Consider the following 12,847-nt stretch of genomic DNA (forward strand, 5'->3'; position numbering starts at 1 on the left):
GGGCGTCGAGTAGGGTGTCGCTCACCTCAGGCCTCCCGCGATTCGAAGTCGATGCGCGGGTCGACCCAGGCATAGGTCAAATCGGTGATCAGGTGCACGATGAGGCCGATCAGCGAAAAGATGTAGAGATTGGCGAAGACGACGGGATAGTCGCGGTTGACGATCGCCTCGAAGGAGAGGAGCCCGAGCCCGTCGAGCGAGAAGATCGTCTCGATCAGCAGCGATCCCGCGAAGAGCGCATGCACGAAGGCGCCGGGGAAGCCGGCGATGACGATCAGCATGGCGTTCCGGAAGACATGGCCATAGAGCACGCCGCGCTCCGACAGCCCCTTCATCCGCGCCGTCAGGACGTATTGCTTCCTGATCTCGTCGAGGAAGGAGTTCTTGGTCAAAAGCGTCGAGGTCGCGAACGCCCCCAGCGCCATCGCCAGGACCGGCAGGGCGATGTGCCAGAGATAGTCACCGATCTTGCCGAGCAGGCTGAGCTGCGCCCAGTTCTCCGAGGTCAGGCCGCGCAAGGGGAAAATCTGCCAGAACGAGCCGCCGGCGAAGAGCACGATCAGCAGGATCGCGAACAGGAAGCTTGGAATGGCGTAGCCGACGATGACGACGGCGCTGGTCCAGGTGTCGAAGCGCGAGCCGTCCTTGACCGCCTTGCGGATGCCGAGCGGGATCGAGATCGCATAGGAGAGCAGGGTCATCCACAGGCCGAGCGTGATCGAGACCGGCAGCTTCTCCTTGATCAGCTGCAGCACCGGCGCGTCGCGGAAATAGCTTCGGCCGAAATCGAAGGTGGCGTAGTCCTTCAGCATCTTGAGGAAGCGCTCATGCGCCGGCTTGTCGAAGCCGAACTGCTTCTCCAGCTCCTTGATGAAGGCGGGGTCGAGCCCCTGCGCCCCGCGATAGGCCGAGCCTGAATCGACCGCCTGCGCCCCGGCGTCGCCACCGGAGCCACCGCCGACCCGCTCGGCCGCGCCGCTATTGGGATTGTTGAGCTGCGAGATGATCCGCTCGACAGGCCCGCCCGGAGCGAACTGCACGATGACGAAGGAGATCAGCAGGATGCCGAACAGGGTCGGCACCATCAGCGCCAGACGCCGGGCGATGTAATTCAGCATTCCCGCTTATGCCTTCCCGATCCGCTTGGCCTTTTCCGGATCGTACCACCATGTACCCGGCGCGCCGGAGCTGAATTTCGGCTTGGTCTGCGGGCGCTCATACATGTCCCAATAGGCCAGCCATTCGCTGGCGTTCCACCACATCGGGATCCAGTAGCGCCCAGCCCGCAGCAGCCGGTCGAGGCATTTTGCCGCCACCACCACCTCGGCATAGCTCTTGGCCTGGCCGATCTTGTCGATCATCGCGTCGATCGCCGGGTCGGCGATCCCCCCGACATTGCGCGAACCACGCGTCTTGGCCGCTTCCGAGCCGTAGATCACGCGCATCGTGTCGCTCGGGATGGCGCTGCCGCTCATCGCCCGGCTGATCATGTCGAAATCGAACTCGTCGAGCCGGCGCTGATACTGCGCGCCGTCGACAATGCGGGAGGTCGCGTTGATCCCGAGCCGCTTCAGATTGGCCTGGAAGGGCTGGGTGTGCGGCTGCAGCGACGGTGTCGAATCGAGGAATTCGATCTCGAAGGGCTGCCCGTTCGGCAGCTTCAGCACATTGCCGTCGCGCTTGCAGCCGGCGGCCCGCAGCATCTCGTCGGCCCGGCGCAGCAGAGCGCGGTCGCTGCCGGAGCCGTCCGAGACCGGCGGCAGGAAGGGCTCGCCGAAAACCTCGTCCGGCACCTTGCCGCGGAACGGCTCGAGCAGCGCGAGCTCTTCCGGCGAGGGCTTGCCCACGGCCTTCGAATCCGAATTCTCGAAATAGGAGGTCGCCCGCGAGAAGGACGAGAACATGATGTTCTTGTTCGTCCATTCGAAGTCGAAGGCGAGGCCGAGCGCCTCGCGAATGCGCGGATCGGCGAATTTCTCGCGGCGCAGATTGTAGATCCAGCCCTGTGAGCCGATCGGCTCGGTTTTCGGCAGGGCTTCCTTCTTGACCTTGCCTTCATGGATGGCGGGGAAGTCGTAGCCGGTGGCCCAGATCCGCGAAGTGAACTCCTCCTGGAAGGTGATCACGCCGCTTTTGAAGGCCTCGAACGCCACCTGCCGGTCGCGGAAATACTCCCAGCGGACGCGGTCGAAATTGTTCTGGCCGATATTCACCGGCAAATCCTTGGCCCAGTAATCCGGCACCCGGTCGAACTCGATGAAGCGGCCCTGCTCGAAACGGCCGACCTTGTAGGCGCCCGAACCGAGCGGCGGCTCCAATGTCGAAGCCTCGAAATTGCGGGTCGACCAGAACTTCTCGGAGAACACCGGCAGTCCGGCGACGACGAGATGCAGGTCGCGGCTGCGCTTTGGCGTGAGCTTCACGACGAGGATGTCGTCACTCTCGGCGACGGCCGACTCCATCTCGCCGAGGATCAGCCGATAGGTCGGGTGTCCCTTGCTCTTGAGCAGGTTGAACGAGAAGGCGGCATCGCCGGCGGTGACGCGCGAGCCGTCATGGAACTTCGCCTCCGGCCGCAGGCGGAAGCGATAGGTCAGCTTGTCCGGGGAAACTGCGACGCTCTTCGCGAGCAGGCCGTAGAGCGAGCCCGGCTCGTCGCCGGAGCCGGCCATCAGGCTGTCGAAGCAGGCGTCCATGCCGGCGGCGCCATCGCCCTGCAGCACATAGGTGTTGAGCGTATTGAAGGTGTCGAAGCTCTGATTGCCGCCGGCGCGCTTGATCTGGATGGTGATCGAGCCGCCTTTCGGCGCCTTAGGATTCACATAGGCGAAATGCGGGAAGTCCGGCGGCAGCGCCAGCTCGCCGAAGGTCGAGAGGCCATGGACCTCATTCTCCTGCGCCAGCGCCGTCGTGAGCGAGCCCGGCAGTGCGGCGGCGCCTGCGAGCGCGCCACCAGCTTCGAGCAGCCTGCGGCGGGTGATCCGGATCGCCATGCGAAACCCCTTGATTCGTCGTCCGATTATGTCGCTACGCCAGAGCAGGATGCAAAAAAGTGGAGGCCGGTTTTTTGCATTGATCCTGCTCTAACTCTTTGATGAGAGACGGATTCAGCTTCCATACGGAATCGCCAAGCGATTGCGTATGGAAGCATCCGGCTCTCGCCAAAGCCAGTGCCGCGCACATTCCCTGTCATCGTGACGGCAATTGCATGGCGCAAACAAGCAAAAGCCGGGCTTTTGGCCCGGCTCGTGCACTCACGTTATTGCGAAAGCCGCCGCAGGCTCAGGGCTTCGGCAGGGGCTTGGGCGCGTCGGCCAGCGTGTTCAGATAGGCGACGACGTCGGCGCGCTGATCGGCTTTTCCCAGGCCGGCGAAGGCCATGGTCGTGCCGGGCAGATAGGCCTTCGGGTTCTTCAGGAAGCCGTCGAGGTTCTCGGCGGTCCAGGCTTCGCTGGCCTTGCCCTTCATCGCGGCGGAATAGCCGAAGCCGGCGACCGAGCCCTTGTTGCGGTCGTAGACGTCATAGAGATGCGGGCCGACCTTGTTGGCGCCGCCCTTCTCGAAGGTGTGGCAGGCCTTGCAGGCGCCGACGGCCTTCTCGCCCTTGGCCGGATCGGCCTTGGCGAGGCGGACCGCGATCGGCTCGTCGGCCGCTGCTGCGGGAGCGCCGGCACCACCGGCTGCCGCCGGCTCGAGGCTCGGCAGGTCGTAGCCCGGCACGGTCGGCTTCTTCGGGGCGAAGACGATGCCGGCGGTCATGTTCAGGGCCATCACGACGAGCAGGGTCGACAGACCCGCGCCAGCGATCTTGTTCAGTTCGATATTCATCGTCTCTCACAACCCCCGGCCCGCCCGTCGGCGAAGCAAGACAGCGCTGCGGCCGACCCTTACGGGACACGGCACGTCAGCGCTGCTTAACCGCTTTGCGCGCTGCATTGCAACTCGTATAAGCACGCACCGCTTTGAGACCTTTTGCCGCCCTGCGACTTTCCTTGAGCCAATGCCCAACCCGCTGATCCTGATCCCGGCCCGCATGCAGGCGACCCGCCTGCCGGGCAAGCCGATGGCCGACATCCTGGGCGAGCCGATGATTGTCCGCGTCTGGCGCCGCGCCATCGAGGCGCGTGTCGGCGATGTCGTGGTCGCGACCGATGACGAGCGCATCCTCGCGGCGATCGAGCAAGCCGGCGGGCGGGCGGTCATGACCAGCCCGGCGCACCAGACGGGTTCCGACCGGATCAAGGAAGCCGCCGACATCGTCGATCCCAAGGGCGAGCACGACATCATCGTCAACGTCCAGGGCGATTTCCCCACTCTGGCGCCGACCGCGATCGCGGCTGCGGTCGAGCCGCTCACCGATCCGGCTGTCGACATCGCGACGTTGGCCGGCGAGATCACCGACGAGGAAGAGAAGACCGCGCCGAGCGTGGTCAAGCTGATCGGCAGCGAGATTTCCCCGCGCCGGATGCGGGCGCTCTATTTTACCCGCGCGACCGCGCCTTATGGCGACGGCCCGCTCTATCACCATGTCGGCCTCTATGCCTATCGCCGCCGGGCGCTCGACCGTTTCGTCTCGCTGCCGCAGTCGCCGCTCGAACTGCGCGAGAAGCTCGAGCAGTTGCGGGCGCTGGAGGATGGCATGCGCATCGACGCGATGATCATCGATCACGTCCCGCGCGGTGTCGACACGCCGCCCGATCTGGACCGCGCCCGCGCGTTCCTGACTTCCAGTGCCGGAGCCTGAAGATCCAAAATGTCAGTCGTCGTTTCCTATCAGGGTGAGCCCGGAGCCTTTTCCTCGCAGGCCGCCCTCCAGGTCTTCCCGGATTGCGAGCTTTTGCCCTGCCGGACCTTTGAGGACGCGCTCGCCGCGGTCTCGGACGGTGCCGCCCGCTATGGCATGATCCCGATCGACAACTCGATCGCGGGTCGCGTTGCCGACATCCATCATTTGCTGCCGCGCTCCGGCCTGCACATCATCGGCGAGCATTTCCTGCCGATCCGCTTCCATCTGATGGCCGTCGAGGGGGCGACGCTGGCGACGCTGCAGACGGTGCAGAGCCACATCCACGCGCTCGGCCAGTGCCGCAAGATCATCCGCAAGCTCGGCCTCAAGGCCGAGGTCGCGGCCGACACCGCCGGCTCCGCCCGGCAGGTGGCCGAGGCTGGCGATCCGACGCGGGCCGCGATCGCACCGCACATCGCCGCAGAGGTCTACGGCCTCAAGATCCTGATGGAGGACATCGAGGACGAGAAGCACAACACCACGCGCTTCGTCGTGCTCTCGAAATATCCGGAGTTCGCCCGCCAGGGCTCGGGCAAGACGGTGACCACGCTGATCTTCCAGGTCCGCAACCTGCCGGCGGCGCTCTACAAGGCGCTCGGCGGCTTCGCCACCAACGGCGTCAACATGACCAAGCTCGAGAGCTACATGGTCGATGGCCATTTTTCGGCGACGATGTTCTACAGCGACGTCGAGGGCCATCCCGATGACCCGGCGCTGCGTCGCGCGCTCGACGAGCTCGCCTTCTTCTCCAAGGAGCTGAAGATTTTGGGCGTCTATCCCGCGCACGAATTCCGCGACAGCTTCCCCGAGCCGGGGGAGTAAGGCGCTCCTTCTCCCCTCGGGGGAGAAGGTGCCGGCAGGCGGATGAGGGCGGTACGACCGGGTGAGACGAAGGCAGGTTGAGCCTATTCTTCCCTCATCCGTCTCGGCTTCGCCGAGCCACCTTCTCCCCCGAGGGGAGAAGGATTCCGAGCGCTACGGCTCCTCGCCGTCCACCGCCCACGCCTTCAGGATGGTGTTGGCGATCGCCATGTGCGGCGGGCAGAACAGATTGTCGGGGTGCTTGCCCTCCAGCATCTGCAGCGCCTCGGCGCGGCTGAACCAGCGGCCGGCTTCCAGCTCGGCTCCATCCAGCACGATGTCGTCGTTCAGCGCCTCGGCGATGCAGCCGATCATCAGCGACCCCGGAAAAGGCCAGGGCTGCGAGGCGATGTAGCGCACCGTCCCGGTGCGCAGCCCCGCTTCCTCCCAGGTCTCGCGGCGGACCGCGTCCTCGGAGGTCTCGCCCGGCTCGACGAAGCCCGCGATGCACGAATACATGCCGGGTGCGAAGCGCGCCTGGCGCGCCAGCAGGCAGTTGTCGCCGCGCACCGCCAGCATGATCACCACTGGGTCGGTGCGCGGGAAATGCTGGGCGCCGCAAGCCTCGCATTGCCGTTTCCAGCCGGCCGAGCCGAGCTTGGTCGGCGCGCCGCACTGGGCGCAGCAGCGATGGCGGGCATGCCAGTCGAGCAGGGCCTTGGCCTCGCCGAGTGGGCCAAGCTCATCCTTCGGCACCAGCCGCTTCAGCGCGACGCTGCGCAAGTCCGTGACGACGAGTACGGCCTGCTCGCGCAGGCCGTCCAGCAGGTCGCGGTCGATCAGGCGGCCGAAGCGCGGTGCGCCATCCGGGTCGAGCCCGAGGAAGACCTCTTCCTGCGCCGGGCCCAAGCCATCGGCGCCGCTCTCGTCGAACCAGACGGTCTGCGTCTCGGCGCCGGTTCGCAACAGGATCGGCGTCTCGCCGGCAACGACGGCGAAACGCGTGTTGCTGCGTTCTCGCAAGGCGGCGACCTCGTCCGGCCGGTCGCGCAGATCGGCGCGGCGGTCGAGCGGGCTGGTGGCGAAGCCGGTCTGGGCTGAGCGTTCTTTGCGGCGGGAGGCGTCGTTCATGCCTCCCGTCCTACTCCGCTTTCGGTCCGACCGGAACGGGGTCGAAAGCAGAATTATACGTATGCGAACGTTCGCCGGCCGCTCAGCCGTTCCCGCGCCCACGCAGCAGATGGATGATGCCGGAGAAGTCGGTGCCGCCTTCGCCCCAGGCATTGTGCAGCCCGTAAACCTGCGCGGCCGCCGCGCCGAGCGGCGTCGAGGCGCCTGCGGCCTGCGCCGCCTCCTGGGCGAGCTTCAGATCCTTCAGCATCAGCGCCGAGGCGAAGCCGGGCTTGTAGTCGTTGTTGGCCGGGGACGTCGGCACCGGGCCGGGCACCGGGCAATAGGTCGTCAGCGACCAGCACTGGCCCGACGAGGTCGAGGCGACGTCGAACAGCGCCTGATGCGACAGGCCGAGCTTCTCGGCCAGCACGAAGGCCTCGGAGACGCCGATCATCGAGATGCCGAGGATCATGTTGTTGCAGATCTTCGCCGCCTGGCCGTTGCCGGCGTCGCCGCAATGCACGACCTTCTTGCCCATCGCGGACAGGACCGGCTCGCCGCGCTTGAAGGCCTCAGTGCTGCCGCCGACCATGAAGGTCAGCGTCGCGCCCTGGGCGCCGCCGACGCCGCCCGAGACCGGCGCGTCGAGCGAAAGGCAGCCGCGCTCGGCGGCGAGCGCATGCGCCTTGCGGGCGCTCTCGACGTCGATGGTCGAGGAATCGATCAGCAGGGTGCCCGGCTTCACCGCGGGGAGGATGTCGGCCCAGACGCCGAGGACATGCTTGCCGGCGGGCAGCATGGTGACGACGATCTCGGCCTCGGCGACGGCGTCCTTGGCCGAGGCGGCGATGCCGACGCCGAGCGCGGCGGCTGCGTCCTTCGAAGGCTGCGACAGGTCGAAAGCGGAGACCTTGTGCCCGGCCTTGACCAGGTTACCGGCCATCGGCCCGCCCATATTGCCGAGCCCGATGAAAGCGATGGTGCTCATGGTCGTATCCTTCCCGCTGTCTTTCGCGTCATGCTCGGGCGCAGACCCGAGCATCTCTTTCAGGAGATTCTCGGGTCTGCGCTTCGCTTCGCCCGAGAATGACGTCTGAGTCTCAATTCCCCTTGGCGCGCCCAACCAGCGAGCGCGCCACGATCATCCGCATCACCTCGTTGGTGCCCTCCAGGATCTGGTGGACCCTAAGGTCGCGGACGATCTTCTCGATGCCGTAATCGGCGAGATAGCCGTAGCCGCCATGGATCTGCAGCGCCTGGTTGGCGACCTCGAAGCCGGTGTCGGTGGCGACCCGCTTGGCCATGGCGCAGAGCTTGCTGGCATCCGGCGTCTTCTCGTCGAGTGCCGCCGCAGCACGCCACAGGAAGGTGCGGGCCGCCTCCAGCTCGGTCGCCATGTCGGCGAGCTTGAACTGCAGCGCCTGGAAATCGGCGATGCGGCTGCCGAAAGCCTTGCGCTCCTGGGCATAGGCCAGCGCCTTGTCGAGCGCGCCTTGCGCCCCGCCGATCGAACAGGCGCCGATATTGAGCCGCCCGCCGTCGAGCCCGGCCATGGCGATCTTGAAGCCGATGCCTTCCGGGCCGATCCGGTTGGCGACGGGCACACGGCAGTTCTCGAAGATCACCGCCCGTGTCGGCTGGGCGTTCCAGCCCATCTTCTTCTCATTGGCGCCGAAGGAGAGGCCGGGTGTGCCTTTTTCGACGACGATGGTCGAGATGCCGGACGGGCCGGCCTCGCCGGTGCGGACCATCACGACATAGACGTCGGAGACGCCGGCGCCGGAGATGAACTGCTTCTGGCCGTCGAGCACATAGTAGTCGCCGTCGAGCACGGCCTTGGTCTTCAGCGCCGCAGCGTCCGAGCCGGCGCCCGGCTCGGTCAGGCAGTAGCTTGCCAGATGCTCCATGCTGCAGAGCTTCGGCAGGTACTTTTGCCGCTGCTCGTCCGCCCCGTAGCGGTCGATCATCCAGGCGCACATGTTATGGATCGAGATATAGGCGGCGACTGTCGGGCAGCCGGTCGACAGTGCCTCGAAGATCACCGCCGCGTCGAGGCGCGACAGGCCGGAACCGCCGACATCGTCGCGGATATAGACCCCGCCCATGCCGAGCGCGGCCGCCTGGCGCATCTCCTCGATCGGGAAATGCTTCTCCTCGTCCCAGCGAACGGCGTGCGGCGCCAGGGTCTCGGCTGCGAAACCCTGGGCCATGTCGCGGATCGCGATCTGGTCTTCGGTGAGGGAGAACACGATCCGATCTCCTCGCCGTCGGCTCAGTTCATCGTCGGGATGACGAAGCTGGCGCCGTCCTTGATGCCGGACGGCCAGCGCGCCGTCACCGTCTTGGTCTTGGTGTAGAAGCGGATCGAATCCGGGCCATGCTGGTTGAGATCGCCGAAGGACGAGCGCTTCCAGCCGCCGAAGGTGTAGTAGGCCAGCGGCACCGGGATCGGCACGTTGATGCCGACCATGCCGACCTGGACCTTCGAGGCGAAGTCGCGGGCGGCGTCGCCGTCGCGGGTATAGATCGCGGTGCCGTTGCCGTATTCGTGGTCGTTGGTCAGCTTCAGCGCCTCGTCATAGCTCTCGGTGCGCAGCACGGAGAGGACGGGTCCGAAGATCTCCTCCTTGTAGATGCGCATGTCCTTGGTGACGTTGTCGAACAGACAGCCGCCGACATAGAAGCCGTTCTCGTAGCCCTGCATCTTGAAGTCGCGTCCGTCGACGACGAGCTTGGCGCCTTCCTCGATGCCGATGTCGACATAGGACTTGATCTTCTCCATCGCCGCCTTGGTGACGACCGGGCCGTAATCGGCCGAGGTGTCGGTCGAGGGGCCGATCTTCAGGCTCTCGACGCGGGGAATGAGCCGCTTCACCAGCTCGTCGGCGGTGGCCTTGCCGACCGGGACGGCGACCGAGATCGCCATGCAGCGCTCTCCGGCCGAGCCGTAGCCGGCGCCGATCAGCGCGTCGACGGCCTGGTCCATGTCGGCGTCGGGCATGATGATCATGTGGTTCTTGGCGCCGCCGAAGCACTGCACGCGCTTACCATTGGCGCAGCCGCGAGCGTAGATGTACTCGGCGATCGGGGTCGAGCCGACGAAGCCGACGGCCTTGATGTCATGGTCGTCGAGGATGGCGTCGACCGCCTCCTTGTCGCCGTTGACGACGTTGAGAATGCCGGGAGGGCCGCCGGCTTCGACGAACAACTCGGCCAGGCGCATCGGCACGCCGGGATCGCGCTCGGACGGCTTCAGGATGAAGGCGTTGCCGCAGGCGATGGCGGGGCCGAGCTTCCAGAGCGGGATCATCGCCGGGAAGTTGAACGGGGTGATGCCGGCGACGACGCCGAGCGGCTGGCGTAGCGAATAGATATCGATGCCGGGGCCGGCGCCGTCGGTGAACTCGCCCTTCATCAGGTTGGGCACGCCGAGCGAGAACTCGATCACCTCGACGCCGCGCTGGATGTCGCCCTTGGCGTCGGGAATGGTCTTGCCGTGCTCGCGGGCGAGCAATTCTGCGAGCTCGTCATTGTTCTGCGCGATCAGGTCGAGGAACTTCATCAGGACGCGGGCGCGGCGCTGCGGGTTGACCGCCGCCCATTTCGGCTGGGCTTCGAGCGCGTTCTCGACCGCGGCACGCATCTCCTGCTGCGAGGCCAGCGCCACCTGGCCGATCACCGAGCCGTCCATCGGCTGGTAGACAACTGCAGTGCGGCCCGAGGTGCCGGCGACGTGCTTGCCGCCGATGAAGTGACCGATCTGACGCATGGCATCCTCCCCTAAAGTCGTGTGACGCTGATTGAGGCTACCCCTATCATTATCGTTTGCGCACGGCTATAGGCGGATATCGGCTAACGCCGTGCGAAAACACAGATATGGGAGGAGCGGCATGGAACGGTTCGACTGGGACGACCTGCGATTCTTCCTTGCCGTCGCCCGTTCGGGGCGGCTCACCGCCGCGGCGCGGAGGCTGGGGGCGGATCATGCCACCGTCTCGCGCCGCATCACCTCGCTGGAGGAATCGCTCAAGGCCAAGCTGTTCGAGCGCCGGCCGCAGGGCTATGCGCTGACCGGCCATGGCGAGCAGCTGTTGGCCAAGGCCGAGAGCATGGAGACCGAAGCGCTGGCGATCCAGAGCGAGATCGGCGGCGCCGACATGGCGCTCTCCGGTACTGTGAGGATCGGTGCGCCCGACGGCTTTGGCGCGAGTTTCATTGCGCCGCGCTTAGCCGGCTTTGCCAAAGCCTATCCCGGGCTGGAACTCCAGCTCATCGCCATGCCGCGCTTGCTCTCGCTGTCGAAGCGCGAGGCCGATGTCGCGATCACGCTCGCCCCGCCCAAGGAAGGCAAGGTCGTCGCCCGCAAGCTCTGCGACTATCGGCTCGGCCTCTACGCCTCGCAGGACTATCTCGACGCCATGCCGAAGATCACTGCGGCCGAGGATCTCTTCGCCCATCGCGTCGTCGGCTATATCGACGACCTGATCTTCACGCCCGAGCTCGATTATCTCGACGAGGTCGCCAAGGGCCTGCGCGCCCAGATCCAGAGCTCGAGCGTGCTGGCGCAGATGAATGCGGTCGCGGCCGGTGCCGGCATAGGTGTGATCCACCATTTCATGGCGGTTGACGAACCGCGTCTCGTGCCCGTGCTGCCCGAGAGCGTCTCGATCACCCGCTCGTTCTGGCTGCTCGTCCATGCCGATCTGAAGGACGTCGCCCGTGTGCGGGCGGTTGTCGACTTCATCGTTCGCGAGTCGAAGGCCAACCGCGCCTTGCTGATGGGCGAGCAGGCAGTGGGCGGCCAGCGCCTCGCCGCGGCAGGTTGAGACGGGCTCGTGCTTATGGCGCGACGCGCACGCAGTTGCGGCCTTCGTGCTTGGCTGTATAGAGCGCGCGATCGGCCGCGACGAGGTATTGGTCCAGGCTGCCCTGTCCGCCAATCTCCGCGACCCCGATCGAAACCGTCAGCGTGATCTGCCGGTCGTCGACCAGCAATATCTCATGTGAGATGTCGAGGCGGATGTGGTCGCTCAAGCGCATCGCCTCCTTGGCGCTCAGGCCCGGGAAAAGAATGGCGAATTCCTCGCCGCCGATCCGCGCCAGCAGATGGCCGCTGCCCTCGACCGACTGAGCGAGGTAACGCGCCACCTTCGCCAACGCCTGATCGCCGAAATCATGGCCATGGCTGTCGTTCAGCTGCTTGAAGTCGTCAATGTCGAGGATGGCGACGGCGCTCGTCAGGTTCTTCGCCTGGGCTTCCTCGATCAGCCTGCCGGCGCTCTCGAAGAAATGGCGGCGATTGAACAGACCGGTCAAAGCATCGCGCGAAGCAAGGTTATGCAGCAGTTCGATCTGCTCCAGCGTCTCGACATTGCTGGCGATTCGGCATTGCAGCTCCTCCGGGATGAAGGGCATTGAGATGAAGTCGTTCGCGCCCGCCTTGAGGAACCCGACCGAGACCATGCGGTCGTTGGAGGAGGAGACGCCGATGACCCGCAGACGGTTCGAGGCAAATTGCCGGCGCAGGCGCCGCGTCAGCTCGTAGCCGTCCATCGCCGGCATGTAATAGTCGCTCACGACCAGCCGGATATCGGGATTGTCTTCGAGCACCGACAGCGCTTCGTCTCCCGAGCCGACTTCGATCACCTGGTATTGCTGGACCTTCAGCATATGGGCGAGCAGCTTGCGGGTCGCTGCGGTATCGTCGACGATCAGGATACGGGTCTGCCGGTTGGCCAGCGCGCGCTTGGCGGTGGCGACCACCGTCTCGAGCGTGAAGGCGCTGTCCTTGGGGACATAGTCGATGACGTCGCGCTCCATGATCCGGTTGCGCGTCTCGAGATCGTAGCTCGCAGTATGGACGATGGTCGGGATGCCGCGCTGGACGGTGAAGTCGATCGCTTCTCCCCGCGGGGCGTCGGGCAGGTTCAGGTCGACCACCGCCATGGTGTAGGCGGCGCGGTTCTCAGTGACCACCTCATGCAGTTCGTTGAGCGACTGGCAGACGACGATAGGCAGGCGCAGCTCGGCTTCGAGGCGGCGCGACAATGCCAACGCGTAGGTGCGCGAATCCTCGACGAGGAGGACCTTGAGCTCTTTGGCGATCGGTTCGCTCTGGCGGCGTCCGGTTGCGCGATAGGCCATTGA

General features: G+C 65.7%; 11 protein-coding genes. 3 read left to right on the plus strand and 8 right to left on the minus strand.

Annotated features, from left to right (window positions below; genetic code table 11):
• Positions 1-26 precede the first annotated feature (26 nt).
• The 3 genes from ACFPOB_RS12110 to ACFPOB_RS12120 all read right to left on the minus strand — a co-directional run bounded on the left by ACFPOB_RS12110 (position 27) and on the right by ACFPOB_RS12120 (position 3,828).
• Positions 27-1,118, minus strand: coding sequence for a microcin C ABC transporter permease YejB (locus tag ACFPOB_RS12110; RefSeq protein ID WP_377798618.1), 1,092 nt, complete (start codon positions 1,116-1,118; stop codon positions 27-29).
• A 6-nt stretch (positions 1,119-1,124) separates the two neighbouring features.
• Positions 1,125-2,993 carry an extracellular solute-binding protein gene (locus ACFPOB_RS12115; RefSeq protein ID WP_377798620.1) on the minus strand — a complete coding sequence of 623 codons (1,869 nt, stop codon included), beginning with the start codon at positions 2,991-2,993 and terminating at the stop codon, positions 1,125-1,127.
• A 289-nt stretch (positions 2,994-3,282) separates the two neighbouring features.
• Positions 3,283-3,828, minus strand: coding sequence for a c-type cytochrome (locus ACFPOB_RS12120; RefSeq protein WP_377798622.1), 546 nt, complete (start codon positions 3,826-3,828; stop codon positions 3,283-3,285).
• Between the two features lie 172 nt (positions 3,829-4,000).
• Here ACFPOB_RS12120 and ACFPOB_RS12125 point away from each other — a divergent pair, with 172 nt between their 5' ends.
• Together ACFPOB_RS12125 and ACFPOB_RS12130 are read left to right on the plus strand one after the other, a co-directional pair.
• On the plus strand, positions 4,001-4,744 hold the full coding sequence (locus ACFPOB_RS12125; RefSeq protein ID WP_377798624.1) for a 3-deoxy-manno-octulosonate cytidylyltransferase: 744 nt from the start codon (positions 4,001-4,003) through the stop codon (positions 4,742-4,744).
• Between the two features lie 9 nt (positions 4,745-4,753).
• Positions 4,754-5,608 carry a prephenate dehydratase gene (locus ACFPOB_RS12130; protein WP_377798626.1) on the plus strand — a complete coding sequence of 285 codons (855 nt, stop codon included), beginning with the start codon at positions 4,754-4,756 and terminating at the stop codon, positions 5,606-5,608.
• 153 nt (positions 5,609-5,761) lie between these two features.
• Here ACFPOB_RS12130 and nudC read toward each other — a convergent pair whose 3' ends face one another.
• From nudC to ACFPOB_RS12150, 4 genes are all read right to left on the minus strand, one after another.
• Positions 5,762-6,718, minus strand: a complete 957-nt coding sequence (nudC, locus tag ACFPOB_RS12135; protein ID WP_377798629.1) for an NAD(+) diphosphatase — start codon at positions 6,716-6,718, stop codon at positions 5,762-5,764.
• A gap of 82 nt (positions 6,719-6,800) precedes the next feature.
• On the minus strand, positions 6,801-7,742 hold the full coding sequence (gene mmsB / locus ACFPOB_RS12140) for a 3-hydroxyisobutyrate dehydrogenase (protein ID WP_377798631.1): 942 nt from the start codon (positions 7,740-7,742) through the stop codon (positions 6,801-6,803).
• 58 nt (positions 7,743-7,800) lie between these two features.
• A complete protein-coding gene (locus ACFPOB_RS12145; protein ID WP_377798743.1) occupies positions 7,801-8,952 on the minus strand; it encodes an isobutyryl-CoA dehydrogenase in 1,152 nt (383 codons plus the stop codon).
• Positions 8,953-8,972: 20 nt separating this feature from the next.
• Positions 8,973-10,469 (minus strand): CoA-acylating methylmalonate-semialdehyde dehydrogenase, encoded by a 1,497-nt coding sequence (locus tag ACFPOB_RS12150; protein ID WP_377798633.1) that lies wholly within the window; start codon positions 10,467-10,469, stop codon positions 8,973-8,975.
• Between the two features lie 121 nt (positions 10,470-10,590).
• Here ACFPOB_RS12150 and ACFPOB_RS12155 point away from each other — a divergent pair, with 121 nt between their 5' ends.
• A complete protein-coding gene (locus ACFPOB_RS12155; RefSeq protein WP_377798636.1) occupies positions 10,591-11,526 on the plus strand; it encodes a LysR family transcriptional regulator in 936 nt (311 codons plus the stop codon).
• A 13-nt stretch (positions 11,527-11,539) separates the two neighbouring features.
• Here ACFPOB_RS12155 and ACFPOB_RS12160 read toward each other — a convergent pair whose 3' ends face one another.
• Positions 11,540-12,844, minus strand: a complete 1,305-nt coding sequence (locus tag ACFPOB_RS12160; RefSeq protein ID WP_377798637.1) for a diguanylate cyclase — start codon at positions 12,842-12,844, stop codon at positions 11,540-11,542.
• Between the last annotated feature and the right edge of the window lie 3 nt (positions 12,845-12,847).

The sequence above is a fragment of the Allobosea eneae genome, assembly GCF_042657265.1.
Taxonomy (GTDB): Bacteria; Pseudomonadota; Alphaproteobacteria; order Rhizobiales; family Beijerinckiaceae; genus Allobosea; species Allobosea eneae.